This is a genomic window from Psychrobacter sp. UBA2514, from assembly GCF_002341255.1.
GTDB classification, from domain to species: Bacteria; Pseudomonadota; Gammaproteobacteria; order Pseudomonadales; family Moraxellaceae; genus Psychrobacter; species Psychrobacter pacificensis.
Map to the genome: position 1 here is coordinate 8053 of NZ_DDNS01000040.1, position 812 is coordinate 8864.

General features: G+C 48.8%; 1 protein-coding gene. It reads right to left on the reverse strand.

Translation table 11 applies throughout. The features are described 5' to 3' along the window. Positions 1 to 812: NAD(P)/FAD-dependent oxidoreductase (locus B3V51_RS10625; protein WP_286708394.1), on the reverse strand; the 812-nt coding region annotated here is incomplete at both ends.

An 812-nucleotide genomic window follows, 5' to 3' on the forward strand; every position in this document is an offset into this window, starting at 1 on the left:
TTTAGTATTGCGGCTGCCGTGACCATGCCATGCTGCAACGCCACGCGCCAATGTTCGATACGCATACGACCCATTTGGTTGGTAGGTTTGGCAATATCACCGAGCGCATAGATACCATCGCGCAGTTGTAGATGAGCGTCAACTTGTACACCATCTGGATCATTGATCTCATGCAATATCTCTGTACGTGGTGACACACCTGTGCCCAAGACCACAATATCAGCATCAATATGCTCGCCATTCGCCAACGTCACACCGCCTACATTTGAGAAAGCCTGATTATTGCTATCTCCATCCTTGTCCACTTGACGCTCAATCTTAGTGATTTCATTGACGGTTGCATCGAACACAAAGTTAATGCCCTTTTCTTCATGTAGCTTAATTAAGGCGTTACTCACCGTTTCTGAGACGATATTGCTCATTACACGGCTGCCTTGTCCAATCACGGTAATAGAAGCAGTCGTGCCTGCTTGCGCCAATGCCGAAGCGGTCTCCATACCGATAAAACCTGTACCGATAATCACTACGCGCTGGTCATGACTGGCCGCTTTGATCAATTTGGCATCTGCCATGCTACGCAAGGTATAGACGCCATCTGTCTCTGCTCCTTTGATAGGCGGAGTGATCGGCGACGCCCCTGTTGCCACCACTAAGAAGTCCGCTGTCTGCCGCGTGCTGTCGCCGTTTTCATTTTTTATGACAATGGTCGCCTCATTGGGCAATACTTCGCTGACCGTTTGATTCAGGTGCAGATCAATATCGTTGCTACTCGCCCAATCTGATCCGCCCAATAATAGCTTATCTTCATCCAT